The organism is Ancylomarina subtilis (assembly GCF_004217115.1).
GTDB lineage: Bacteria > Bacteroidota > Bacteroidia > Bacteroidales > Marinifilaceae > Ancylomarina > Ancylomarina subtilis.
The window spans coordinates 96,173-120,489 of the sequence record NZ_SHKN01000003.1; the positions used below are offsets into that span (position 1 = coordinate 96,173).

At 35.8% G+C, this 24,317-nt stretch carries 18 protein-coding genes and 5 tRNA genes; 8 read left to right on the forward strand and 15 right to left on the reverse strand.

The window, feature by feature from the left end:
* Positions 1-6 precede the first annotated feature (6 nt).
* Positions 7-639 carry an HAD family hydrolase gene (locus tag EV201_RS13685; RefSeq protein ID WP_130308214.1) on the reverse strand — a complete coding sequence of 211 codons (633 nt, stop codon included), beginning with the start codon at positions 637-639 and terminating at the stop codon, positions 7-9.
* Positions 640-737: 98 nt separating this feature from the next.
* Here EV201_RS13685 and EV201_RS13690 point away from each other — a divergent pair.
* Positions 738-811: transfer RNA gene (locus EV201_RS13690), tRNA-Ile, on the forward strand.
* Between the two features lie 98 nt (positions 812-909).
* Complete coding sequence (locus EV201_RS13695) at positions 910-1,197, forward strand: GIY-YIG nuclease family protein (RefSeq protein ID WP_130308215.1); 288 nt, start codon at positions 910-912, stop codon at positions 1,195-1,197.
* 176 nt (positions 1,198-1,373) lie between these two features.
* On the opposite strand, the gene EV201_RS13700 is transcribed toward EV201_RS13695, so the two are convergent.
* The 7 genes from EV201_RS13700 to EV201_RS13730 form a co-directional block, all read right to left on the reverse strand.
* Positions 1,374-2,393, reverse strand: coding sequence for a DUF6588 family protein (locus tag EV201_RS13700; protein ID WP_130308216.1), 1,020 nt, complete (start codon positions 2,391-2,393; stop codon positions 1,374-1,376).
* Positions 2,394-2,723: 330 nt separating this feature from the next.
* Positions 2,724-4,154, reverse strand: coding sequence for an IPT/TIG domain-containing protein (locus EV201_RS13705; protein WP_130308217.1), 1,431 nt, complete (start codon positions 4,152-4,154; stop codon positions 2,724-2,726).
* Between the two features lie 254 nt (positions 4,155-4,408).
* Positions 4,409-4,660 carry a GIY-YIG nuclease family protein gene (locus EV201_RS13710; RefSeq protein WP_130308218.1) on the reverse strand — a complete coding sequence of 84 codons (252 nt, stop codon included), beginning with the start codon at positions 4,658-4,660 and terminating at the stop codon, positions 4,409-4,411.
* A gap of 312 nt (positions 4,661-4,972) precedes the next feature.
* Positions 4,973-5,045: transfer RNA gene (locus tag EV201_RS13715), tRNA-Met, on the reverse strand.
* A 57-nt stretch (positions 5,046-5,102) separates the two neighbouring features.
* Positions 5,103-5,175: transfer RNA gene (locus EV201_RS13720), tRNA-Met, on the reverse strand.
* 53 nt (positions 5,176-5,228) lie between these two features.
* Positions 5,229-5,301 (reverse strand) — tRNA-Met (locus tag EV201_RS13725).
* A 267-nt stretch (positions 5,302-5,568) separates the two neighbouring features.
* A complete protein-coding gene (locus EV201_RS13730) occupies positions 5,569-9,012 on the reverse strand; it encodes a hypothetical protein (RefSeq protein WP_130308219.1) in 3,444 nt (1,147 codons plus the stop codon).
* A 234-nt stretch (positions 9,013-9,246) separates the two neighbouring features.
* Here EV201_RS13730 and EV201_RS13735 point away from each other — a divergent pair, with 234 nt between their 5' ends.
* Together EV201_RS13735 and EV201_RS13740 are read left to right on the forward strand one after the other, a co-directional pair.
* Positions 9,247-10,476 (forward strand): 3-deoxy-D-manno-octulosonic acid transferase, encoded by a 1,230-nt coding sequence (locus tag EV201_RS13735; protein WP_130308220.1) that lies wholly within the window; start codon positions 9,247-9,249, stop codon positions 10,474-10,476.
* A gap of 374 nt (positions 10,477-10,850) precedes the next feature.
* A complete protein-coding gene (locus EV201_RS13740; RefSeq protein ID WP_130308221.1) occupies positions 10,851-13,400 on the forward strand; it encodes an adenosylcobalamin-dependent ribonucleoside-diphosphate reductase in 2,550 nt (849 codons plus the stop codon).
* A 297-nt stretch (positions 13,401-13,697) separates the two neighbouring features.
* Here EV201_RS13740 and EV201_RS13745 read toward each other — a convergent pair whose 3' ends face one another.
* On the reverse strand, positions 13,698-15,410 hold the full coding sequence (locus tag EV201_RS13745; protein ID WP_242610496.1) for a glutamine--tRNA ligase/YqeY domain fusion protein: 1,713 nt from the start codon (positions 15,408-15,410) through the stop codon (positions 13,698-13,700).
* A 249-nt stretch (positions 15,411-15,659) separates the two neighbouring features.
* On the opposite strand from EV201_RS13745, the gene folB reads away from it, so the two are divergent.
* The gene (gene folB, locus EV201_RS13750; protein ID WP_130308222.1) at positions 15,660-16,013 is read left to right on the forward strand and encodes a dihydroneopterin aldolase; all 354 of its coding nucleotides are present in this window, start codon (positions 15,660-15,662) and stop codon (positions 16,011-16,013) included.
* Between the two features lie 117 nt (positions 16,014-16,130).
* A tRNA-Cys gene (locus EV201_RS13755) sits at positions 16,131-16,201 on the forward strand.
* Between the two features lie 182 nt (positions 16,202-16,383).
* On the opposite strand, the gene EV201_RS13760 is transcribed toward EV201_RS13755, so the two are convergent.
* From EV201_RS13760 to EV201_RS13785, 6 genes are all read right to left on the reverse strand, one after another.
* On the reverse strand, positions 16,384-17,007 hold the full coding sequence (locus EV201_RS13760) for an NADAR family protein (protein ID WP_130308223.1): 624 nt from the start codon (positions 17,005-17,007) through the stop codon (positions 16,384-16,386).
* Positions 17,004-18,107: a phosphoribosyltransferase-like protein gene (locus EV201_RS13765; RefSeq protein ID WP_130308224.1), complete on the reverse strand. Its 1,104-nt coding sequence runs from the start codon at positions 18,105-18,107 to the stop codon at positions 17,004-17,006. Before EV201_RS13765 ends, EV201_RS13760 begins: the two co-directional genes overlap by 4 nt.
* 189 nt (positions 18,108-18,296) lie before the next feature.
* Positions 18,297-19,508, reverse strand: coding sequence for a hypothetical protein (locus EV201_RS13770; protein ID WP_130308225.1), 1,212 nt, complete (start codon positions 19,506-19,508; stop codon positions 18,297-18,299).
* A 104-nt stretch (positions 19,509-19,612) separates the two neighbouring features.
* The gene (locus tag EV201_RS13775; RefSeq protein ID WP_130308226.1) at positions 19,613-20,389 is read right to left on the reverse strand and encodes an ImmA/IrrE family metallo-endopeptidase; all 777 of its coding nucleotides are present in this window, start codon (positions 20,387-20,389) and stop codon (positions 19,613-19,615) included.
* Positions 20,376-20,783, reverse strand: a complete 408-nt coding sequence (locus EV201_RS13780; protein ID WP_130308227.1) for a hypothetical protein — start codon at positions 20,781-20,783, stop codon at positions 20,376-20,378. Before EV201_RS13780 ends, EV201_RS13775 begins: the two co-directional genes overlap by 14 nt.
* The gene (locus EV201_RS13785; RefSeq protein WP_130308228.1) at positions 20,780-21,367 is read right to left on the reverse strand and encodes a hypothetical protein; all 588 of its coding nucleotides are present in this window, start codon (positions 21,365-21,367) and stop codon (positions 20,780-20,782) included. Before EV201_RS13785 ends, EV201_RS13780 begins: the two co-directional genes overlap by 4 nt.
* A 310-nt stretch (positions 21,368-21,677) precedes the next feature.
* Between EV201_RS13785 and EV201_RS13790 the strand changes: the two genes are divergently transcribed.
* Both EV201_RS13790 and ahr read left to right on the forward strand, forming a co-directional pair.
* Positions 21,678-21,818 carry a zinc ribbon-containing protein gene (locus EV201_RS13790; RefSeq protein ID WP_130308229.1) on the forward strand — a complete coding sequence of 47 codons (141 nt, stop codon included), beginning with the start codon at positions 21,678-21,680 and terminating at the stop codon, positions 21,816-21,818.
* A 1,480-nt stretch (positions 21,819-23,298) separates the two neighbouring features.
* Positions 23,299-24,306: an NADPH-dependent aldehyde reductase Ahr gene (gene ahr, locus EV201_RS13795; protein ID WP_130308230.1), complete on the forward strand. Its 1,008-nt coding sequence runs from the start codon at positions 23,299-23,301 to the stop codon at positions 24,304-24,306.
* Positions 24,307-24,317 lie beyond the last annotated feature (11 nt).

Here is a 24,317-nt window from a genome sequence, read left to right on the forward strand (position 1 = left end):
TTCAATTTAATTCGTCGCAAACAGATCCAGAACACTTTCTCCATTTTCAAGATCAAGATGATGGGCAATCATGCCAACCGCCTTGGCCGCTTCAACATTGGGGTACATATCGTCGATAAAGAGGGTTTCCTCTGCTTTGAGTTTTTCGGCTATTAGAAGTTCTTGATAGATGCTGGTATCTGGTTTACGCAGGCCCATATCGTGAGAATAATAGTCCTTTTCAAAACAGTCAGCTAAGTCAACGCCATGTGTTTCCCTGATTTGTCTGGTGTAGTATTCCCAATGAATCCGATTCGTATTGCTGAGCAAATAGACCTTATGTGTTTTTTTTAGTTCTTGTAGTAGAGCGAGTCGTTCGTAAGGGAAGTCAAGCAACATGGCATTCCAGGCATGATCTATTTGCTGATCGCTTACTTTAACATCGATATACTGACGAATTTCATCTCGAAAAGCCTGAGGACTGAGGAGTCCTTTTTCGAGACGATCGAACAAACCATTTTCGCGATATTCATGTTGAATCCTTTCAGGATCATTTAAACCAATCGCTTTAAATTGATTGACAGAATTTTCGGGATTTATATTGAGAAGAACTCCGCCCAAATCAAAGACTATATTGGGAATTGATGAAAAATTTGGCATTTTTTTTTCTAAATATTGTTGAATTATTCAATGCAAATATGTAACATTGCAGTCCGAAAACAAAGGTAATAAAATACTTTTACCGACGCGTTTTTCGAGGGCCTATAGCTCAGCTGGTTAGAGCACCTGACTCATAATCAGGGGGTCCCTGGTTCAAGCCCAGGTGGGCCCACCCCCTATAGAAGCCGTTACACATTGTGTAGCGGCTTTTTTATTACAAACAATTTTCTCTTTGAAATACAGTATCTTTAGATCTATAGCTGAATCTTTATGGCATACTGTTATATTCTACATAGCAAATCATTAGATCGATATTACTATGGTTCTACAGAGCTGGAGCCAAGTGAAAGATTGGAATTACATCTTCAATCTTATTATGGAAATAAAAAGTTTACCGCTAAGGCAAATGATTGGAAACTTGTACTTGCTATCAGTTGTGAATCGATTAGTCAAGCAAGAAGAATAGAAGCATTTATAAAAAAGATGAAAAGTAAAAAGTATGTTATCACTTTAATTTCTAATCGTGAAAAAGTAGATTGGTTGTTGGAAAACGTATAAGTCGCTGGTTCACCCCGACACTTCGGGGCAGGTGGGCCCACCCCCAATAAAAGCCGTTACACATTGTGTAGCGGCTTTTTTTTTACAATTTTCTTTGTAGAATTTGTGTCGGAATGCAAAAAAAGAACATTCAATATTGAATATTCTCTTTTTGTAAATAAATATTTTCCTTGTATTTATCTGAAACTAAATGCAAGACCTCCCGTAATGGTGTTGTATTCCTGCATTGTATAATCAGCAAATATTTTAAAGAAGCCAAGGTTTAAGCGAGTCCCTATGGTTGCTCTTACACCGCTGGCATCAAATTCAACTGATACAGGATTGGTAATGGTCTCGGTTACGGTCATTCCTGATCCTTCCAAAGTATATTCCAAATCATAAGATCCTTTAATATCTACATCCATTTTTGCTGTATTAAAACCAACTGCTCCGTAAAATTCAATCAACTTAAGGTTAACCGATGCAATAGCTTGAATGGTATAAGCGTTTGTAGAGAATTCCATCAATTGTCCTGAGCCATCCAATCCTGATTCTGCTTGAATATCATATTCTGCTGTTAGATTAGTGTAAGCAACTAAGGCCGAAACATCAAAGGGCGTTTTGTCAATTTTCAACAACTTTGAAAAGCTTTTTTGGATACCTATACCAAACATGCCAGTTTCCAGATCTGAAGTTCCAACCTTAGGTAGGTATCTTATTTTTAAATCTGCTTCGATTACTGGAATTCCTAGGCCCACTTGAAGGGTTGCAGAAGGCACAGCATTCATGGGTAAATCATCACCAATACCATCGGGCATCGTGAAATCTGTCAGCTTAAAATCGCCGCCATCTGTTGCAATTTTTGCATTTAGAATTGTATTATTATCGCCTCCCATAAAAGTCTGAATTTCTTTAGATCCACTAACATAACTCAGATTTTTGTAATCAGAATCAACAAAAGTAAAGACTTCGTCTTTACTAGGAACCTTGGCGAGATTCGCAACCAATGTGATATCAAAACCAAATTTCTTATGAGTCCTGGCTGTGGTGTACCATCCGTTATTCAATCCATACATAAAACCTTTTGAAACCGGGTTCACATAGTTCTCTGTTAGTTTAGATGCATCTTCTGTTCCGGCAAGCAGAAATTGTTCAATGTCCTGAGACTTTCCTAGAAATGGAATCAATAAGAAAAGCAGTAGAATAAATTTTTTCATAGGGATATGATTTAGTGTAAATGTTCAATGAATAGCTAATAATTGGTTATAAAACGAACTTTTCTCAAGGTAAAAGAAAAAATGAATGTAGCCAAATCATTTTTCTTAAGATTGTGTATATTATAGTCTAACTATTTTAAATCAAATTGGAGATATATCATTAGAAATAAAGGACGTTCAATAATGAATTGAAAGTCCTTATATTGCTCTGTTATTTTTTAATAACTTATGGTAGATCTATCCACAATAGTTATAGTGTTATTGATGAATTTTAAAAATTATCTTATGATGATTATGAGTTTGCTTTTTAGATAATTTCAAACTTAGTTTCTATAAAGTCACAGAAACAATTTCTTTAATTGATTCATTATCTGATTCTGATGCAATATTCACTGTTGTTACTTTTCCAGATTGAACATTTACTTTCATCAGTTTAGTGTCATTAAAAAGCCCAATAATACTTTTAGATTGAGAATCATAAACAAGACTTTCGTAATAGCCATAATTGAAGGAAGATAAATCAGCAACAAAGACCTTTGAGCCAGTAGTTTTATCGACCTTAACAATTTGATTAACATGCTCTCCTTGGATATCTGTCTCATAAAAACCATAAAGATCATCATTATCTCCAATCACAATCTCTTTAATTGATTCATTATCTGATTCTGATGCAATATTCACTGTTGTTACTTTTCCAGATTGAACATTTACTTTTATCAGTTTAGTGTCATTAAAAAGTCCGATAATACTTTTAGATTGGGAATCATAAACAAGACTTTCGTAATAGCCATAACTAAAGGAAGATAAATCAGCAACAAATATCTTTGAGCCGGTAGTTTTATCGACCTTAACAATTTGATTAACATGCTCTCCTTGGATATCTGTCTCATAAAAACCGTAAAGATCATCATTATCTCCAATCACAATCTCTTTAATTGATTCATTATCTGATTCTGATGCAATATTCACTGTTGTTACTTTTCCAGAATGAACATTTACTTTTATCAGTTTAGTGTCATTAAAAAGTCCGATAATACTTTTAGATTGGGAATCATAAACAAGACTTTCGTAATAGCCAAAACTAAAGGAAGATAAATCAGCAACAAATTTCTTTGAGCCGGTAGTCTTATCAATCTTAACAATTTGATTAACATGCTCTCCTTGGATATCTGTCTCATAAAAACCACAAACAAAAGTTTCCAAAATTGAAATATGTCCGATCACCTTAGTTTCATTTTTGTAGGTCAATGAAACTTCACCTGAAGTTGCACCCTGTGGGATTCTTATCTTAAGACTGGTGGAGGTTATTTCTATTACCTTTCCTTCAAGTTCTTTGAATTTTACAGTATAAGATTCGCTAGTAACAAAATCAAATCCTTTTATAGTAATGATATCACCTGTCTTTGTTTCTTCAGGGGTAATATTCTCTACTGTTGGGAATCTGGTAATAATTATTGTTCCAAGTATTGTAGTAATTTCATCGTAAGTTAGTGTTATATCACCACTTGTTGCATTTTCAGGGACTTTAACCTTTATCGAGGTTGGTTTGATCTCAGTAATCTTTCCTTCTGTTCCATTAAATTTTACAGAATAAGTTCCATTTTCATTGAAGTTCTTACCAGGAATTGTAATAATATCGCCTATTGCTATGCCTTCTGATTTAATAGTTTCAATTGTAGGTTGTAATAGCTCTATAGCATCATCTTCCGAACATGCAAAAATAGACAAAACCATAATTGAAATAAATAATACTTTTTTCATAAATCTTTATATGTTTTAAATTGAGAAGCAATATTACTAAAAATCATGCGTGGTTGTGTTATACTTTAAGAAAAAGACATCTTATGTTTTATGTAATATGAGGAGAATTAGGTTTGAATTCAATAATATTTTGAAGATGCAATATGGTTGTAGAATTTAGGGCACAAAAAAAGCTCCTAACTTTCGTTAAGAGCTTCTCCGAGTAGCGGGGACCAGACTCGAACTGATGTCCGCCTAAGGCGGATATGATCCTGCTAATATTTGGGAATAATTTCTTTCCGAATCCACTCTCGACCTTTAGCACCCTTGAGTTGTTTTTCTCGATCAAGTGCCTCACGTTTTGATTCAAATTCTTCGGTATGTACAATTATCCATGGACGAAATTTAATTGTCCAGCCTTTTATTCCAAGTTCGTTATGAGATTTAAAACGAGCTTCAAGATTAGAAGTACATCCAATGTAGATCTTATTAAATGCTCTAGAATAGATAATATAAACTGTGTACATATCAGGGATTAAGATATGAAAAAACGTCTAATATTCGTTAAGAGTTTTTCTAAGTATTGGAGACAAGACTAGAATTGTTGTCCGCCCAAGGCGGATATGGGTCCAACGATATTTTAGTTGAAATTTATTTGTAGAATTTAGGGCACAAAAAAAGCTCCTAACTTTCGTTAAGAGCTTCTCCGAGTAGCGGGGACCAGACTTGAACTTGTCCGCCTAAGGCGGATATGGGTCCAACGATATTTTAGTTGAAATTTATTTGTAGAATTTAGGGCACAAAAAAAGCTCCTAACTTTCGTTAAGAGCTTCTCTGAGTAGCGGGGACCAGACTCGAACTGATGACCTTTGGGTTATGAGCCCAACGAGCTACCAACTGCTCCACCCCGCAATATATTTTCAATAAGGTAATTTCGACGAAAACGAATCCCCGAAAGGATTCTCTATGTAGCGGGGACCAGACTCGAACTGATGACCTTTGGGTTATGAGCCCAACGAGCTACCAACTGCTCCACCCCGCAATATATTTTCAATATGTTTTCGTCGAAAGATGAAATCTCGAAGGATTTCTTAGTAGCGGGGACCAGACTCGAACTGATGACCTTTGGGTTATGAGCCCAACGAGCTACCAACTGCTCCACCCCGCAATATATCTTTAGATTGGTATCTTTCTTATTTGCGATTGCAAAGATACGCCCTTTTTAAACTAAAGCAAGGCAATCCTTACTTTTTTTTGATAATATCAAGATCTTTTGTGTATCGATTGTGTCATGTTTAAGCTGTTTGCTGTTGAATTTGTGTTTCGTAATGGATTTTCATTTGTCAAATAATCATAGAGTTGAGGGCTTGTGGTTTTCAGTTACGGATATCTACACAGAGGTTTTATTTTTCTTGTTTTAGGATAAGATTTTTTTTTAGAAATAGGCTCTCAATTCCATACTTCCCACGTGAATGGCTGAATTTCCTTCCGATTGTCTTCCCCGGTAGTTGATATTCATCTGAAAAGTTTTAGATAGTTGTTGTTGGTAATTTAGGCTCCATGTCATGTTATTTCCAGGCAGAAAACCTTCGAGCATTTCATATGCAATTGAACTGTTATTATCGCTATTGTACTTTAGGATTAGATAGTGCACCGAAGCATTTAAGTTCTTTCTTTTTCCTGGTGACAATTGGGCTTCTAGACCAAAATCGTGAGATTCGAGTTTTTCGATATTGAGCTTATTCTTTTTGTTCTTTAAAAGATATTCGAATCCCAATTGAAAGTTACGCCCCAACTGATATTTGAGTTTTAACTCATTTTTTAAATAGTCCAATTTGAAATCTTTGCTTGAATAGACCTCGCTGCTTCGGGTTTTAGTCCCCATATCAGCCCTGTTACTTATTTGCCAATCTTGTTTTCTCCAGACCAGGCGCAAACTGTTTTGCGAGAGCTGATTCTTTTCAAAACCGTTGTTCAGAAGAAGCTTGCCGGCATTATTCAAATAGATGTAATCGTAGCTTGTATTGGATTTTCGAGGATGAAACGAAAGCGTATTTTGAAGTGACGAAGTCTGGTTGATAATACGATTCTTATTTTCTGAGGATGAAAATGGATTTCCGTAAAGGTTAAAATTCTTATCCGTACTTTTTTTCGAAATTCGATAAGAAAAACGATTGTTAAAAGCTGAAACCAATCGGATAAACCAGGATTGACCTTTTAAGCGTTTGAGTTGGATGTTTAGACTTTGTCGGTAGTCACTGGTGTATACTTTTCTGTATTGGGTTGTGATGTTCGAAATGCGAATGTAATTGGCTTCATCTTTAAAGCTTGCAATTTCAAATTCGTTAATTTCTTTAATCTCATTTTTATTGTAATCGGTCCACTTGTATATCCCCTGTCCAGCATTTACTTCAAGGTAAGAATAGATGCGATCGGCCTCCAGTCCAGATCCCAGTTCATAATAGGTGGATGTTCGGATGAGTCCTTTTAATATTCTTGAGCGATGTTCGAGTTTGCCTAAGAAATTCTCTTCGGGTTTTTCCTGACTGATATCCTGATTTAGAATACGGAGTTTGCGATAATTACTGGCCAGTTTTAATTGATTCTTTTTGTTTTTCTTCAACCAAAGGGTAAAACCAATGTCCTCAGACTCGCTTTGTGAACTCATTTTACCTTCCCAAGGCAACAGATCTTTACGATATTGATAATAGGTTTCAAATTGATTTTTGCTGGTTTCATTGCTCTTTATATAGGCCTTGTAACTTTTGTTCGCAAAACTATTTGAGAGTAATTGGTGATCGGTTCTGTTCTTCCATTGATTGTTTTCACTATACTGCTCCAGGCCAATTTTAAAGGCATTTAGCTTATAAGTTGCATGGATATTATTTCGGAAAAATTCGGTTTCGATTTGGTCTGCCTGGCTTGTCATTAAATTGGCATTCCAGCTGAATTCAAAATGTTTTTTCTTATAACCAGCCACGGCATTGTGACGAAGACCTTTGTATTGAGACGCCTGTTTGAGAAGGCTAATATCGTAGGTGAGAAGACTTGATTTATTTTGGTAGGCATTTTTTATTTCGATAAAGTACTCTTCACCTTTTTCTGAGCTTTTCTGGATGTTCCAATCTCTTTCAAATTCCGGAGATTTAAACTTCTCAACCTCTTCGAAATTTCGGGCTAAATAATTGTAGACCAAAGATGAGTTTAACACCTGATTGCTATCGCTTTGAAAGAATTTTCGATGGGTCTCGAAATTGAAGGCCAGGCTTTTATTGTTTTTATCATCAATTGGGGAGTAGGTGTTGATATCCTTATTGCTAAAGGCCAATTCGAACTGACTGCTGGCACGTTCAGAATGTTTGAACTGACCTCCAAAGCTAATGAGTTGATGTTTTTCCGGAGCAATCATTTGAGAATTTAACGAAAAATCGCCTTGGGGTGTTGAGTTGATTGGGGCAACCCATTCGTACACTCGACCATTGGCCGAAGACTCTATTTGTCTGTAGTTGCCCTTTTTATCCCCCACATAGGTGAAGCGTATTTGGTAGATAGCCTCTTCCGGTTGAGTCGAATAGACATAGGTTTCATAGTCTTCACCATCAATGTGTTGAATTACCTTTTTATATAAAACCAGATCATTGGTAAATTCAACAAGCTGAACTTGTTGGGTCATTGCATTTTGTAAATTGTCTCCCACCTGGTTTAACAGAAGTTTTTGTTCGTCGCTCAGGTTCTGACTAAGTGTATTGTTTTTATTATCCTGTTCGTTATAAAAGTTGAATTGGAAACAGGCTTTTTCACCTTTTATTTCGGTGCTGTTATAAATCAGGTATCTCGAATAATTTTCCTCGGAATATTCAAATTCAGCAATAATTCGGGCGTTTCTATTGATGGGTTGACTGGTGTTAAAGCTCAGTTCGGCGGTATTGTAATTGATGGTGTAATCCTCATTCTCGCCTCGTGACAGCAGCTTGCCATCCTTGTAAATTTTCTCTGATCCGGCCAAAACAATAATGTAAGTTTCATTGTTGGCGCCAAACAATCGGTAGGGACCTTGGTTGCCTTCAATGCCTTGAATTTCCATCCGGTTGAATTTCCCTTTGGCTATTGAGGCACTCACTTGAGTGTGAACCTTTCTTTTTTTTTCATCCAAAATTACCCCTTGGTATTGACCGCCTTGAACCTTCTTTCTAAACTTTAAAAAATGAGATTTTTCAGAATTTTCGATTTGATAATCACCTAATGTGAGTTCGTGTTTGTCGTTGAATAGTTTTATGAAGATACGATCGAAATCCTGAATTTGCTGGGTGTTTCCATCGGGTTGAATGGGAATGTTGTCATCAGTAATGGCAGCTAGTATGTTCACATTTTCGCTGAGTTTCCCTGATAATTGCAGATCCAGATTCGAATGACTAACCACATCCTGATTGTTTCCCAATGATAAGCCACGGGTATAACTCCCCTGTTTGTTGAGTTGAGTACCGAATTCATCTGTCGTATTGAATTGATTTTGCGAGAGGGAATACCGCTTACTCTGTAGCACATCAGGTTGGTTGATTTCACTCAGATGATGTTTGTATAAAACTTGAGCAACTTTGTAATTAAACACCCTATATGTGATTGTGGCCCGTTTTCCTTTTGCTTTCAACTTTGCCTTGGGCATAAAGATTCCCCTGGCAAGATTCAGCTGATAATAGGAACTGTCAAGCAACTCCTCATTTACCCGCAGACTGATTGTTGCTGGTAGAATTAAAAGAGAGTCCAGTTGAATGCTGTCTTTAGTGAGATCGATCTCCTTGTTTCTGATATTGCTTGAATTCTGAGCATAGCTAACTGTGCACAGAAGGATTAAAAAGCAAAAGATCAGAATTCGTTTCAATGGAGTGGTGTTAGGGGATTAAAGGCTTAAAAAAATATTAGGTTTTGAGTTTTGTTCAATATACGAATTTGGGGATAATTTTTTTAGAGAAGATAGATGGACATTAAAAATGTTTAGTTTTGTAGGGTGAGATATGATTTGGCTTCATATGAATCACTTTTATCTTTATTTGTCTATTAAATGAGATTTCGTTTTGCTTTAAAACGATTTTTTTGATCCTAAATTGCTCGACACATGATTCTGTTTTATAATCTGTCCATCTTTTTTTATTCTTTATTGGTGCGTTTTGCATCTATGTTCAATCCCAAAGCAAAGCAATGGCTTGATGGGCGTAAAGCTATTCTTGAAAAGATTGAAACTGCAGTTAAGGGTGAGTCAAACCTGGTTTGGTTTCATTCGGCATCCTTGGGGGAGTTCGAACAGGGACGCCCCGTTATCGAAGCGTTCAAAGAGAAACATCCGGGTTATAAAATTGTATTGACTTTCTTTTCGCCTTCGGGTTATGAGATCCGAAAGAATTATGAGGGCGTTGATTTTGTGTTCTATTTGCCTGTAGACACCAAGCGAAATGCCAAAGCATTTATTCGATTAATCAATCCGAAGATGGTTTTCTTTATCAAATATGAATTTTGGTATCACTACTTGAATGAACTGAGAAAAAATGAGGTGCCAACCTATATCTTTTCAACTATATTCCGTCCCAATCAGATGTTTTTCAGGCCTTATGGAGGCCTTTACAGAAAAATACTCAAGGCTTTTACACACTTTTTTGTTCAGAATGAGGAGTCCATTGAGTTGCTTAAGGGCATTGGATTTAATAATGTAAGTCTGGCAGGAGATACGCGTTTCGATCGGGTTTATTCCATCGCAAAGCAAGCCACGGTTTTACCTCAGCTTGAAGATTTCGCTCAAGGGCGTCCGGTGATGATTGCCGGAAGCACCTGGCCTAAGGATGAGGAATACATTATTAAATACATTAATGCCTCAAAAAAAGCTTACAAATATATTATAGCGGCTCATGAAGTTGATGAAAATCACATTGCAAACATAGTCAGTGCTATTGAAAAGCCCTATGTGCGATTTACGAACGCGACTAAAGCTGAGATTGATGCGGCTGAGGTTTTGGTTGTGGATTGTATTGGTGTTTTGTCTTCATTGTATCGTTATGGCGATATTTCTTATATCGGTGGCGGATTTGGTCGAGGCATTCACAATACACTCGAAGCGGCTTGTTATGGGATGCCCGTTATATTTGGTCCGAATTACCACAAATTTAAGGAAGCAAAAGATCTACTTGCACTAGGCGGTGCCCACTCATATGAGAACTATGAAGAGTTAAATAGCCTCTTTGATTTTTATCACGATGATGCGGATGCTCGAAAAAAATCCGGTGCATCTTCCAAAAATTACGTTGACGAGATGAGGGGTGCGACAGACAAAATTCTTTACACAATAAAGTTTTAGTTTAAGCAAAATGCATCGGCATTCACACTTTCAGCTCTTTAGCTAATCCATTCTACATTATATTTTATTTTCAATAGGTTTTTCATCTGGGAAGCGCTCCAAACGCTCTATTTTCAGCATGTTTGGATTGTATGTTAATATCTAGATATTTCTTTTTTGGAAAACTTTTCTGAAAACGCTAAAATATAATTATCTAACAGTTAGTAAATTAACAGTTTATTGTGGATAACTTTTATTGTTTTCTTTATTTTGGTATTGCTGGTTTGAAAAACGATAACTAAATTGCATATCGTGAAGCATAAAATGGGAAAAGACGACGCATCGTCTGTTTTATGTAAAATAATAAAACGATAAATCTACAATTAATAGTTATCATGACGGTTAAAGACAAGAAACAAGAGACGATGGTTCAGCAACAAACTTTTGATTCCGAAGAAGCCTTTCAAGCCTCACTTGAATATTTTAAAGGTGATGAATTAGCTGCACGTGTTTGGTTGAACAAGTATGCTTTGAAAGATTCATTTGGGAATATTTACGAAAAGACACCCGATGATATGCATCATCGTATAGCTAGTGAAATTTCACGTGTTGAGAAAAAGTATGTCAATCCACTTTCTGAAGACGAAATCTTTGCTGTTCTGAAGGACTTTAAATACATCGTACCTCAAGGGAGCCCGATGTCTGGTATTGGAAATAAATTCCAGATTGCTTCTTTGTCGAACTGTTTTGTGATTGGAAATAATGGGGACTCTGATTCTTATGGGGGCATCATGAAAATTGACCAGGAGCAGGTGCAATTGATGAAACGTCGTGGGGGTGTTGGTCATGATTTATCACACATCCGTCCAAAGGGCTCACCGGTTAAGAATTCGGCTTTAACTTCGACAGGTATTGTACCATTTATGGAACGATATTCAAATTCGACTCGCGAAGTTGCTCAGGATGGTCGTCGTGGAGCTTTAATGCTTAGTGTATCTGTTAAGCACCCTGACTCAGAAGAATTCATCGATGCGAAGATGGAGCAGGGAAAAGTAACCGGTGCGAATGTGTCTGTGAAAATTCACGATGGGTTTATGCAGGCGGTTCTTGAAGGAAAAAATTATACGCAGCAATACCCAATTAATGCTGAAAACCCAAAATATACAAAAGATATTGATGCGGGTAAGTTGTGGAAGAAAATTGTTCACAATGCATGGAAATCGGCAGAGCCGGGAATCTTATTTTGGGATACGATTGAAAGAGAATCCGTGCCTGACTGTTATGCAGATTTAGGTTACCGTACGGTTTCGACAAATCCTTGTGGTGAGATTCCATTGTGTCCATATGATTCGTGTCGTTTGTTGGCGATCAATCTTTATAGCTATGTAGAGAACCCGTTTACAGCTGAGGCCAAATTCAACTTCGATCTGTTTAAGAAGCATGTTGGAATGGCTCAACGTATCATGGATGATATTATCGATCTTGAATTGGAGAAGATTGATGCGATTATAGAAAAAATAGAAAATGATCCTGAGGATGCTGAAGTGAAACGTGTTGAGCGTAATCTTTGGAATAATATTAAGACTAAGGCTAAGGAGGGAAGACGTACCGGTGTTGGTATCACAGCTGAAGGCGATATGGTTGCGGCTATGGGCTTGCAATACGGTACCGAAGCTGCTACTGATTTCTCAGAAGAAGTTCACAAAGTAATTGCTGTTGAAGCATACCGTGCTTCGGTATATTTGGCTAAAGATCGTGGTGCATTTACCATTTTCGATGCTAAAAGAGAAAGTAAAAATCCATTTATTTTACGTTTGAAGGAAGCTGATCCTAAGATGTATGAGGACATGGTGAAATATGGTCGTCGTAATATTGCTTGTTTGACGATTGCACCAACGGGTACAACCAGTTTGATGACACAAACAACATCAGGTATCGAGCCCGTATTTTTACCCGTATACAAGCGTCGTAGAAAAGTGAATCCTAACGATAAAGATGTTCGTGTTGACTTTACGGATGAGGTTGGTGATTGTTGGGAAGAGTTTGTGGTATTCCACCATAAATTTGTGACCTGGATGGAAGCCCATGGTATTGAAACTGCACGCCATTTTACAGATGAAGAAATTGATGAGTTGGTTAAACAATCGCCTTACTATAAAGCCACATCGAATGATGTCGATTGGTTGCAAAAAGTACGAATGCAAGGCCGTATTCAAAAATGGGTTGATCACTCAATTAGTGTAACGGTTAACTTACCAAGCGATGTTTCTGAAGAGCTTGTTGGCGATCTTTATGTTGAAGCCTGGAAGAGCGGGTGCAAAGGTTGTACTGTTTATCGTGATGGTTCCCGTTCGGGAGTTTTAATTTCTAATGATAAGAAAGAAGACGAGAAGGGACTTCCAGAAAAACGTCCTGCTGAATTGGAGGCTGAAGTAGTACGTTTCCAGAATAATAAGGAGAAATGGATCGCGATTATTGGTCTTTATAAAGGACAACCTTATGAAATCTTTACGGGTATCCAGGACGATGAAGAAGGAATCTTATTACCTAAGTCGGTAAACAAAGGGTTTATTCTGAAGCGTAAGGATGAGGAAGGCAATACCCGATATGACTTCCAATACAGCAATAAACGTGGCTTTAAAACCACTTTTGAAGGTCTGTCGTACAAATTCAACAAAGAATTCTGGAACTACGCTAAATTGATCTCAGGGGTACTCCGTCATGGTATGCCAATTGAGCAGGTTGTGAATTTGGTTTCAGGTTTGCAGTTGGATAGCGAAAATATCAATACCTGGAAAAATGGTGTTGAGCGTTCACTTAAGAAATATATTCCTAATGGAACTAAAGCCAAAGGGATGACCTGTACCGATTGTGGTTCAGAACATATTATTTATCAGGAGGGCTGCTTGATTTGCCAGTCATGCGGAACTTCTAAATGTGGCTAAACAATTAGAACAATAAAATAAGAGAGGACGTTCATATCGAACGTCCTTTTTTTGTCAATTAAAGATTGTAGCCAAGAGGGTATCCCAAAGTTATTAGCGTATTAAAAATGAAATTCAGTTTTAAAGCTGCCCTAAAAGGAGGTTGAATTTCAAAGACTTCCATTTAGGGAATTTGAGAGAGAAAGTCGTTGCTCAGGACAAGATTTTATCCTCTACCCAAAGCTGTTTTGGGAAGGGGGTTAAATAAAAAAATCCGATCGTTCGACCGGATTTTAAATATAGTATGAGGTGAAATCTCTATTTTTTATTTGCTTTAGCCCATGAATCTTTAAGCGAAACGGTACGGTTAAAAATCAATTTGTCAGCGGTGCTATCTTTATCGGTAGAGAAATAACCCAAGCGAGTGAATTGGAAATGATCTTCCGCTTTTGAATTCTTTAAGCTTGGCTCTACAAAACAGTTATCAAGAATTTGTAATGAATCTTCGTTTATGAATTCAAGAAAATCCTTGTCTTTATGTCCGTCAGGAGCCTCGTCGTTGAATAAACGGTCGTAAATTCTCACCTCAGCTTTAGCGGCATGCTTAGCCGAAACCCAGTGAAGTGTTCCTTTTACTTTTCGCTTACTTTCTTCGGTTCCGCTACCTGATTTTGATAATGGATCGTATGTTGCGTGAATTTCAGTGATGTTGCCATCAGCATCCTTCACCGCTTTTTCACACATCACAATATAACCTGCTTTAAGACGCACTTCGCGACCCGGAGTCATTCTAAAGAATTTCTTAGGCGCATCTTCCATAAAGTCATTACGCTCGATATACAATTCTCTTGAGAATGGAATCTCACGTGAACCGGATTCCGGATCTTCAGGGTTGTTTTCGATGCTTAAGAATTCTTCTTGTTCCTCAGGGTAGTTGGTTAAAACCAATTTTACAGGATCGAGAACAGCCATAACACGAGGTGCTGTTTTGTTTAAATCTTCACGAACACAGTGTTCTAAAACGGAAACATCAATCACATTATTACGCTTGGCAACACCAATGGTGTCAGCGAAATTGCGAATAGAGTTAGGCGTATAACCTCTGCGACGCAAACCTGAAATGGTTGGCATTCGGGGATCATCCCATCCCGACACATGCTTCTCTGTTACCAATTGAAGCAGCTTACGCTTACTCATTACGGTATAGCTCAGGTTCAAACGAGCAAATTCGCGCTGTTTAGGCTTGTATTCCGTATCTGTAATATTGTTTACGAACCATTCGTAAAGCGGACGGTGAACTTCAAATTCAAGCGTACAGATCGAGTGGGTGATTCCCTCCAAATAATCCGACTCGCCGTGAGCATAGTCGTACATTGGGTAAATACACCAGGCATCACCCGTGCGGTGGTGATGTGCATGCATAATACGATACATCAACGGATCGCGCATGTGCATGTTTGGCGATGCCATATCAATTTTGGCACGCAACACTTTTTCACCATCCTTAAACTCACCAGCTCTCATTCGAGCAAAAAGATCTAAATTCTCTTCAACGCTACGGTTACGGAAAGGGCTCTCGGTTCCCGGGCTTGTTGGTGTGCCTTTCTGCTCTGCAATTTGAGCGGCAGACTGATCGTCAACATACGCCTTACCATCCTTAATCAATTTTACAGCCCAATCGTAAAGCTGCTCAAAATAATCAGAGGTGTAATAAGGATCCCCATCCCATTTAAAACCTAACCATTTAATATCTTCCATTATTGAGTCTACGTACTCGGTATCTTCCTTTACAGGATTGGTATCGTCGAAACGTAGGTTACATTTTCCCTGGTATTGTTGGGCAAGGCTGAAGTTTAGGCAGATTGCTTTTGCATGACCAATGTGTAGATAACCGTTTGGTTCCGGAGGGAAACGGGTGTGTACTCTACCATCATTGACCTTATTTTTCAGATCTTCTTCAATGATCTGCTGGATAAAATTCAGAGATTTTGCATCCTTAGTATTCTCCTCATTCATAGTCTTGTTATCCATACTTCATTCTATTTTAGATGATACATGTATTGCCTGAGATTCATTAGAATCTCGCCTTGCTTTTGTCTTTTATACCCGATAGAAACCGTTTGGTTGTCAAATTTCAGATATAAGAGGTTCGAACTGACAAAAGTAGAGATTTTCACTAAATAAAACAGTCACTCACACACGAATTTGCACGAGAGATTGAATTTGAATCCGGCATTTAGAAATTTGTTTTTATATTCGCCGTGAATTAGTACAAGAATCATGAAGGGAATTATTGAATTAGAAGGATTGGAATTTTACGGCTATCACGGCTGTTTTGTAGAAGAGCAGGTGGTGGGTAATAAGTTTATTGTGTATGTGCGCATGGAGTATAATGCTGAGAAACCAGCGGCTTCGGATGCCATTACCGATGCACTCAATTATCAACGCGCTTACGAGATGATTCAGGAAGAGTTTAAGATCAAATCTCATCTTTTGGAACATGTGGCTCAGCGTTTATTGGATATGCTTTACGCTAAATTCCCCGAATTGGAGCACGCTACTGTTAAGGTTTCGAAAATGAACCCCCCAATGGGCGGACAGATCGAAAAAGTGAGTTTAACTTTAAGCCGATAAGTTTTTGATTCTCTTTTAGCTGCAGAAGTCGGTTAAAAAAAATGAGAGAAAAGCGTAAAAAAGTTTGTAAAGTATTTTCTTTATTACTTATCTTTGCATCGCTCTTAAGGAGGAAAGGGTCTCTTGGCCGAGTGGCTAGGCAGTGGTCTGCAAAACCATCCACGGCGGTTCGAATCCGCCAGAGACCTCTAAGTAAATTTTCAAAGCCGTAATTCATAACGAATTACGGCTTTGTTGTTTTTATGTGTTGCCGATTTTGTTGCCGCTTTCTTTTTTTTACTCGCAAAAGAACATTAAAAACCTGTGCCCACTTAGAATGAAAAAAGATATTACCTTTTATTACTTAAGTTTTAAAACGACATTAATCTAATTAGTTATTGGTATTATCTACAATTTGTGCAATAAACCTTTCTCTAGAATCTATAAAACCAATTTGTTTACCGAGTAATTTAAAATCAGTTAAATCCAAAGGAGGTACAATTAATAATGAATATTTATCTTCTGAGATATATACTGAACGAAGCTCCATTAAAAGGCGTCCAAGTGCATTTATTCCAATTATCAGATCAGTATTTATCTCTTTTTTAGCTCCCCAAAATGCATCTTTATTAGATATTTCTATAATAGGTTTTGGATAAGTTGTTTCTAGTAATAATCCAAATTTGTGAAAGTTTTGTGAAAGTTTGACCTTTAAACACCATCGCATAATATCCACTTTTATTTCCTCCCAATCAATTCTAGAATTATTAATGTGTTTCTTACTTACCATTTTTGCAGACATTGGACTTTTTTGGGCTAATATTTCTTCTTGAATTTCAGGATAATTTGAAAACCGTAAAGCTTGATATAATGCTTCTGATGTTAAAATTTCTGTTTGATTTATTACTAAATTGTATCCAGCACACATATTAGATAAGCCTCCGAATTCTTTTTTCGTAGAACTAAAACAACAACATTCGTTTTTTATATATTTTCGTATACTATATTTTTTCATCGTAGTAAAGATGCAATAATATCGCTAAAATCCAGTACTTGCGAATGTTTTTCAAAAAGAGGAATAAATCCACCACCTGAATACCAAAATACAAGTGGAGTATTATTTGGCACATTCCTCCAAGTAAAACATAGTGCGCCAAATCCAAAATCTTTATGGGATGGGAGAGAGTATCCTAAAGCTCTCATTTGTTGATTGTTTACGTTGCCTGTGTTTTTTAATATTTCTATTCCTTTTTCAAGTACGATGTTTTCAAAACGTATTCTATTCTCTTTAGAAGTAAAGAAATCTTCCTTTATTGGGACAGTGGATTCTCTGTAAAAATCATCTTCTGTTTCATATTTGCCATTTACATATTCATCTACAGCACTTACTACTTGATCTTTGTATTCAGATACATTTTCAGATACATGTTCCTTAATTGGTTTTACAATTTGACATTTTGAAAAAGATTTATTTGACGCGTTATCAATTCCAACCCAGCGTATCATTGTCAGAAAGTCACCAATTTCGCTACCAAATTTGTATTTGAGTTGATATATTTTTTTAAAATAATTTTTCTGATGTAGAAAAATATAAGAGAATACAATACGTGAATTATTATCCTTTATTACTTGATATCTCGTCTTACCATTTAAATCTTCAAGTAGCCATTCATTAATGTCCTGAAACAATGTATTACCTGTACATAAAATATCATCTATATATAAATAATTTTTTATGGTTTTAATATTTCTTGTTTCATAATCATATGAATAATCATCTTTTAAGACTTTTTTTAAAAGCTCAAGGAATTTCATTTGACTTTTCCCATTTTCTTGTAGTGACAAAAATTCTGTCTCATTTAGAAAATCATTTGTATTATCATATTTAAAGTAGTCTGTCAAATAATCGATTGTTTGTTTAAGAAATGATATTCCTTCTTTTTTAGTACAATATCTATTCTTAAATATATTCAACATTTCACTCAGTATAAACTCCCTATCTTTTTCATCAAATTGATTAACCCAGGTAATTATATTTTCACTTTTAATTTCATGATTATCTTCAACTCTATAATCATTTATTTCTTGAAATATTTCTTCTACAATTTTTTCCATATAATGTGTATTATTCTTCAAGTAGTATTGATATGTAATCAAAGGTTGAAGGGTATCTTTTTTTAACTAATTCTTCGTATTTTTTTGGATACATTTATCGTAAACAAATTTTTTAAATATTGCTGGTACTTCAATAGGATTCATGTTTGAGCATCTGTAATTGCATGAATTGGTTTTAAATACAAACGTTTATTTCTTTTTCTTATCTCTTAAAACATCATAAAATAGGTATCTTAAATATTCTTTTAAATCAAAATCTAATACAATTTCATCAATCTTACCCATTAGGATAATTAAGTCAGATATTCGCCCAATTTTGGTGTCAAGTTTTTCTTTAATGGCTTTTTTATAAGTACCTAACTGTGGATTATTTGATTTCTCAATTTTCCTTAATAAGAAAAAGCGTAAGTAATCAGGATTTTCAATCTTGTCAAGCTCTAAAATGTCCTCTTTCATTTCTTTTTCTGCATTCGCAATAAAGTCGGACAACATTTCTAATTGCTCAGTCACTGTAGAGGGTAGAAAGTTATGCTGTATAGAAATCCATTTGTTCTTTATGTTTTTCGGTTTAAGTAAGACTTTTGTCTTTTTTTTAAAAGTCTCAATGGTAAATAACCCAGAGAACTTGAATGCTTCTCTTTTAATTTCATCATTAGACATTTCTAGAACAAAATTCAATTCACCTATCTCCGGGATAATAGTCGGGCTATTTTTTTGGAAATAGAGTCGAATAAAAGATTCACTATACTCACAACCAGTTATCTTAAAGGTGTAATTATTTCGCTTCATTGCATTATGAATAGCAATTACCGATACAAATAATGAAAACCTAATATTATAATCATTATAAGCTTTGACAGAAGTTATTCCTCGTACAAAATAATCATCACATTTATCTCTTAGCAGTCTGAATTTCTTGGTACAAGAATCAGAGTCTTGATACTTTTCGTTTAAGTAGTTGATATTTTCTTGTAATAGATCAAAATGCCCTTGGGTAATACAAAAATTAGCAAACCTGTCTAACTTGTAATGAGATTCAAAATAATCTCGTTTAGAGCTATAAGCTGTATTAGCCTCAAGATATTCATCAGTATCTGGGAAATAAAATCTTAATTTGACAGTATTTTTATCTATCATTTCGACGCAAGAAACATCTGAAATATGACAGTCTACATCAACTTTTTCATATTCTAAATCTCGTGTAATTATGGAGTCTACAATTTTCTTTAAACCTGGAATGCAAAGAGTATCATTCTTTATAGATTCGATATCAAACAATTTAAATAATTGATCTTTGAATTCACTGTCTTCAATTAATGCCACTAGATCAGATACTTTAATCAAAGTATCATCTATAGACAATTCCTGAAAACCTAAATAGTCATTATAAAATTTTGTCATAACATTGTATTTTGATATTAGTATTCTTAGTTGTTTGCTTATTGTTTTGATATCTATGAAAATACCTTGGTTTGTTTAGAGGTATTAAAGCTTGTTGAGTTCAATTAATCCTCCCATACCACACTTAAAACAGTATTATAATCTTTTGTCACAATTGCATATTCATAGTATTCGTCCTCATTATCATATTCATCAGTTTCAAACCAAGTGGATTTGTAAATTTCTTGTGCTGAGTCTTCTTCTCTATAGATTGTTCCATCATTAAAAAACTCCATTGCAACTGAATCCGTAGGAGGTTGAAGCTTTGTGATATCTTTAATTCTACGATAATAATCAGGAGAATTCTTCCAATAGATTACCTTTTTGTCTCTGCAATGAAAAAGTGAAATAGGATGCTGACCAATTTCTAAATATCGGAAAGTTGCAGAAGTTAAGCTTGTTTGGAAATGTTCTGCAATTTCACGAAGTAGATCAGGAGAAAATTGTTTCCCTTTTGTAAAAGAGACAAAAGAAGCACTAGGCATTAAGAGTTCAACTGCAAACTGATTTGCTTCATATTCTTGTCCGCCATATTTAAAATAATCTAAAGTCAATGTATTATCTTCTAAGTGAGTGTTTTCATTGTGGTGTAGTTCAAAGTGTCCAAGTTCATGAGCTAAAGTAAATCGGCGTCTACCAGAATATTTTATTTCTGAATTGATCGAAATTTTAGTTTTTGATTTCCCAAAAACAATGCGACCGTCAGAATTTAAAATTTTCTTTTCCTCAAAAATTATATCTCTTGCATAAATCAATTCTTCTATTGAAAAATCCTGTGGGTTCTCAAGACCAAATTCATTTATGATTTTTTTTGCAGCAATTGCTCCTTTATTGATTGGCATTATCGTTCTTTTCTAAGTCTTCAATTATATCAATTACATCAAGATCACCTAATAGTTCTTTGATATCATCTTTTTCTAACTTTTCAATATTTCGAAATTGAAATTGTGGTGAACGTGCAAGAATTAACCTCTCTAATTCTTCTTTAACACCTTCATTTGCAGAATTAATTATGCTTTGAACTTTTTGTAAAGCAATCTCAAGCAAACTATCATTCTTTGCTTTATTAATTTGAGCTCTAGATTTCAACTTTAATCGTTTAATCATTTTTAGTTTATTGCTTAAAAAATCTTCTTTTGAAATTCCTAAATCTTCATAAACTGATTCATTATCTGATTCAAAAGCTTCATTAGACAACTCAAAGAATTTATCAATTTTATTAGCTTTTATTTTCATCTTGTCAGCTCTTTTTTAGTTTCTAAATACGATAATACTCTTCTGGTCATTTTCTTTTGGAGTGAATACAGTTTCTTTTTCTCAAACCCTAAAACCTTGACCATTTCATCGAAAGAATTACATTCGTCAAGAGCCATTGTGTATAACTGTAACTCTTCATCATCTTTCGAGCATTTTTCTAATGCCTCCTTAAATATATCGTAATCTTCACTTGATTCATCATCAAATTGATTTTCCGCAAGTACAGCTAACTGCTCTTCCTCTTTTAGAGAAATAGGTTTCTTTTTGGTTTTATATTTTTCTACATTGTTTGAAATCATACTACCAACAATTCTTTGAAGCTGTTCGAGTAGTGAATACTTTTTAAATTGCCACTTCCATTCTAAACTGAATAGTTTTCCTATAGCTTCATCAATGTAGAAATCTATAGGATTAACACCTAAATTTTGTTCAGAGTGAGCTCCAAACAGGGTGCGTCCTTTGAGTTTAAAATGGATGTAGGTAGTCAACTTATCGACAACTTCATACCATTCCCTTTCGGGTATTGCATTCAATTGTTCTAATATTTCATTGTCTTTATCCATGCACATACTTTCATTATTAAATTAACTGGATATTATTTTTTTTCGTCACTGACGAAAATTTATTTTGCTCGGTTAAGTAATAGGTGAGAACAGTTTTATAATTAAATATTAAAAAATCATGAGTAAAACATCTACAAGAGTCAGAGATGCTCGAACTGGACAATTTGTCCCTGAAAGAGAAGCTACAAGAAGACCAGCTACTACTGTAACTGAGAAAATAAAAGTTGGTCCAACAAAAAAACGTAGTAAGTAATGTTTCAATACTTAATTTAGTTTTGAAGCTAGTTTTTAACCTTTTAAATATATTAATATGTACACTACAGGAGAAAAACCTGGAAAAGGACGCTATAAATGCGTAAAATGTGGAGAGATAATCAGATTGGATGATAATTCTGATACTCTTCCACCATGTCCAAGCTGTCATGGCACCAAATGGACTAAAGTTGGTTAGGTGATAGGGCTGTTTCTTTATTGAAGCGGCTCTTTTCATTTTGTTTTTATTATTTTCTTGACTTTTTTACTGTAGTGGATTTAAATTAAGTAAAGTTAATTAATATTGAATTAAATTCATGTTGTCAAATCTGTCAAGTTCAAGTGTTAGTTAATCAGATTCATAAGAAAGTCATTGTCTTGTAAATGGGTGAATTGAATGTTGAGTGTGGAGAAGTTATGTTTTTACTTGGAGGCAAGAGACCTTATCGTTAGATAAATAGGTACATGTAGAGAATAAAATGGAATAATAGAGCTATAATAAAGGGTCTTATAGGGTATTTATCCCGATCCGATCTAGATCCCCTGTTAGTCCGAGCTTGTCAAGAAGGTGCGAGCGTTTCGCTCGTATCTGTTTTCGGAGAAAATATAAAGTCTGTACAGTATCTCATTTGCATTAATTTGTAAGTGGGTTTATTATGCAAAAAATTGATATCGTTATTCTAATTCTGCATGTGCAGAGCACGAGAGAAAAGCTCACGCTAACTTTTGGAATTTATATACTTGGACTATCTGGGGAATTAGTTCCTTCTACTCTTTATTTTTAGTAGTCATTTTTTTTAAAATCGCTAATTGATATTCTATTTTTCTTTATATATAACTTATAAATCTGATCTCATCCAGGCAAAACAGGTCGCTAATAATTAACAATAAGTTAGACTTAATTTTTCGGGTCAATATTTTCATTTTAAGAATTTGACTTTCTGTTGAGCCATATTTTTTTCTTCCTTTTAGATGCTGTTTTACAAGAATGCCCGTATTTAAAGGGATAGATAAAGATTCAGGCTTATTTTGGTGAATTCTCGTGCCTAAAAATCCTCATTTTATAGTGCGAGAGTCATTCTCTCACGTGCGAGAGTGAAAGTTTCACGTGAAAATGTCAAGCTTTCATGCTTTTTATTGATTCTCGCATTCGAAACTCCGGAGTTTCACATGAAAATCCTCATCCCACATGTTTTTGGCGATTCTCGCATGTGAAAATGCTCAAAAAATGGTGCGAGAGTGAGTCTCGCACGTGAGAGAATTGCTCCCGCATCGTTTTCTTTGACATTTTAACCTATTTCTTGAGTTTTTTCACCTAAAAATGAGTTTAAAACGGGTGAAAATTTGGCTCCCGCAGCCAAAAATGGGTTCTAAAATCGTCGGAAAGTTGCACTCGCATCTCTATTTGTCTAACATAAGTTTGTGCATTTTTTCGGCTTGTAAATTCGAGGATGCAGACAGTTGATTTTGGTCTTTTTTCTTTTCCGCATTTAGGCTTTGTTCAGGACCGAATTCGTTTAGGAAAACGTTCAGCCTGTCAATTATTTTTTATTCCTCGTACTTTTTTCGGTAAATTGAATGAATCGGATTTTCAGACTCATTGGCTTTGTTTCTAAAGACTTAAATTATTGGGAGGCATGTGAGTCGAAATAATAAAGTCATTTTAAAAACAGCTTGTTATGAAAAAAGTAAAGGCGTATGCTGCTAGCGAGGCAGGAGGACAATTAAAACCTTTTGAGTACGAATTAGCTGAACTCGGCAAGGATGAGGTGGATATCAAGGTGCATTATTGTGGTATTTGTCATTCTGATTTAAGCATGTTGAATGATGAATGGGGCATGACGAAATACCCCTTTGTTCCCGGACACGAAATAGTGGGCGAGGTTGCAGCTGTAGGTGAGAATGTGAAAACGCTCAAACTGGGTGATTTAGTTGGTTTGGGTTGGAATTCAGCATCCTGTATGCACTGTAAACAATGTATGGATGGGAGTCATCATCTGTGCAATTCAGTAGAAGGGACTATTGTTGGGCGACATGGTGGTTTTGCTGATTACGTCAGAGGGCATTGGTCCTGGGCTATTTCACTTCCCGAGGGTATCGATATGAAGAAAGCCGGTCCCTTGCTTTGTGGTGGAATTACGGTCTTTAATCCAATCATTTTAGCGGGTGTAAAAGCCACCGATCGGGTAGGCGTTATTGGCATAGGTGGACTGGGGCATATGGCTTTAAAATTCCTGAACAAGTGGGGCTGTGAGGTGATCGCTTTTAGCTCAAATCCGGATAAAAAAAGGCAGATACTCTCCATGGGGGCAAGCAAAGTGATCGATTCGCGAAATCCTGATGAATTAGAAAGCATTGCGGGCTGTTTAGATTTTATACTGAACACCACCAATGTGAGTTTGGATTGGAATGCCTATTTATCAGCTCTCGGACCTAAGGGGAGATTGCATACGGTAGGTGCTGTTTTAGAACCGATGGCTATACCTGCTTTTTCGCTGATTATGGGTGAAAAATCGGTTGCAGGTAGTCCATTGGGGAGTCCGGCACTCACACTTAAGATGTTGGAGTTTTGTGTTCGTCATGATATTTACCCTATGGTGGAAGAGTTTCCTTTGTCTGAAGTGAACGAGGCCATGAAACATTTGGAAGAGGGAAAGGCCAGATATCGCATTGTGTTGAAGGTTTAATTCATGAAAAA

Bases quoted from the DNA above. Each gene is read 5' to 3' on its own strand.
- EV201_RS13700 (WP_130308216.1), bottom strand. From the start codon at position 2,393: ATGAAAAAATTTATTCTACTGCTTTTCTTATTGATTCCATTTCTAGGA.
- ahr (WP_130308230.1), top strand. From the start codon at position 23,299: ATGAAAAAAGTAAAGGCGTATGCTGCTAGCGAGGCAGGAGGACAATTA.
- EV201_RS13695 (WP_130308215.1), top strand. From the start codon at position 910: ATGGCATACTGTTATATTCTACATAGCAAATCATTAGATCGATATTAC.
- EV201_RS13790 (WP_130308229.1), top strand. From the start codon at position 21,678: ATGTACACTACAGGAGAAAAACCTGGAAAAGGACGCTATAAATGCGTA.
- EV201_RS13710 (WP_130308218.1), bottom strand. From the start codon at position 4,660: ATGTACACAGTTTATATTATCTATTCTAGAGCATTTAATAAGATCTAC.
- EV201_RS13705 (WP_130308217.1), bottom strand. From the start codon at position 4,154: ATGAAAAAAGTATTATTTATTTCAATTATGGTTTTGTCTATTTTTGCA.
- EV201_RS13780 (WP_130308227.1), bottom strand. From the start codon at position 20,783: ATGAAAATAAAAGCTAATAAAATTGATAAATTCTTTGAGTTGTCTAAT.
- EV201_RS13735 (WP_130308220.1), top strand. From the start codon at position 9,247: ATGATTCTGTTTTATAATCTGTCCATCTTTTTTTATTCTTTATTGGTG.
- EV201_RS13770 (WP_130308225.1), bottom strand. From the start codon at position 19,508: ATGACAAAATTTTATAATGACTATTTAGGTTTTCAGGAATTGTCTATA.
- EV201_RS13785 (WP_130308228.1), bottom strand. From the start codon at position 21,367: ATGGATAAAGACAATGAAATATTAGAACAATTGAATGCAATACCCGAA.
- EV201_RS13745 (WP_242610496.1), bottom strand. From the start codon at position 15,410: ATGGATAACAAGACTATGAATGAGGAGAATACTAAGGATGCAAAATCT.
- EV201_RS13760 (WP_130308223.1), bottom strand. From the start codon at position 17,007: ATGAAAAAATATAGTATACGAAAATATATAAAAAACGAATGTTGTTGT.
- EV201_RS13740 (WP_130308221.1), top strand. From the start codon at position 10,851: ATGACGGTTAAAGACAAGAAACAAGAGACGATGGTTCAGCAACAAACT.
- EV201_RS13685 (WP_130308214.1), bottom strand. From the start codon at position 639: ATGCCAAATTTTTCATCAATTCCCAATATAGTCTTTGATTTGGGCGGA.
- EV201_RS13775 (WP_130308226.1), bottom strand. From the start codon at position 20,389: ATGCCAATCAATAAAGGAGCAATTGCTGCAAAAAAAATCATAAATGAA.
- folB (WP_130308222.1), top strand. From the start codon at position 15,660: ATGAAGGGAATTATTGAATTAGAAGGATTGGAATTTTACGGCTATCAC.
- EV201_RS13765 (WP_130308224.1), bottom strand. From the start codon at position 18,107: ATGGAAAAAATTGTAGAAGAAATATTTCAAGAAATAAATGATTATAGA.